This window comes from Herbaspirillum sp. VT-16-41 (assembly GCF_001994935.1).
In the GTDB taxonomy this organism is placed as follows: Bacteria; Pseudomonadota; Gammaproteobacteria; order Burkholderiales; family Burkholderiaceae_D; genus Herbaspirillum; species Herbaspirillum frisingense.
Window position 1 is genome coordinate 1 of sequence record NZ_MUXB01000038.1, and the last position, 1,001, is coordinate 1,001.

Below are 1,001 nucleotides of genomic sequence, written 5' to 3' on the forward strand. Positions count from 1 at the left end.
GTCTGCATCGTAAAGAAGCACGAGAAGTGGCGCGCGAAAGTCTGGTCCTGTTGAAAAACCGTCTCGACACACTGCCGCTGAAAAAAGACGCGACCATCGCGGTGGTCGGTGCGTTGGCGGACAGCAAGCGTGACATGATGGGAAGCTGGTCGGCAGCCGGTGTGGCGGGGGAATCCGCAAACGTGCCGACAGGGATCCGCAACGCAGGGGGGGCTAAAGGCACCATCCTCTACGCTCCCGGGTCGAATATCACTAACGATAAAAGCATTGTCGCTTTTCTTAATCTGTATGAGCCAGCCGTAGTGCAGGACAAACGCCGCCCGCAGGAGATGATTGATGAAGCCGCGACCCTGGCGAAGAAATCGGATGTCGTCGTAGCGGTCGTCGGTGAGGCCCAGGGGATGGCGCACGAAGCGTCAAGCCGTACGGATCTGGTATGGATTTTTAAAAAGTAGAGTATTATAAATAACGCTACATATTACTGACTGATAGTTCATTCCATTCACTTGCTAAAATCCCATATACCGTATGGTCAACATAATGGTCATATAGCCACTCTACTTGTCTAATAGTTGCTTCATTTACAAAACCCAATCTTTCTGGAACGCTCCTGCTCTTTTTATTCTCCACGGCAGCTCGTATTTCCACTTTATTTAAGTTGAGGTGATTAAAAGCATAGTCGGTCAATGCTTTAGCAACTTTCGTCACAATCCCTTTTCCTTGAAATTCTTCTCCAAGCCAGTAGCCAATATATGCCGTCTTGTTGGACCAATTTACACTGTTGAAGCCCGCTACACCCACAAATTCTCCATTGAATAAAATAACGGTATTTAAACTTTTATGTTCGGCCTAACTTTTTAAACATCCTCGGATAAATTCTTTTGTATCTTCCACATTCTTGGTGAAGTCAAGCCAAGGCAACCATTCTTTTAAATAATTTCTCGATTTGTCAGTTAGTTCAAAAATACTTTCAGCATCATTTAATTCAATTAATTTTAGTG

General features: G+C 45.3%; 1 protein-coding gene and 1 pseudogene. One reads left to right on the top strand and one right to left on the bottom strand.

The annotated features are described in order from the left end of the window. Positions 1 to 455: glycoside hydrolase family 3 C-terminal domain-containing protein (locus BTM36_RS03910; protein ID WP_174616803.1), on the top strand; the 455-nt coding region annotated here is incomplete at its 5' end. A 16-nt stretch (positions 456 to 471) separates the two neighbouring features. On the opposite strand, the pseudogene BTM36_RS03915 reads toward BTM36_RS03910, so the two are convergent. Next, positions 472 to 828, bottom strand: a pseudogene (locus tag BTM36_RS03915) (GNAT family N-acetyltransferase); the annotation flags it as partial. Positions 829 to 1,001 lie beyond the last annotated feature (173 nt).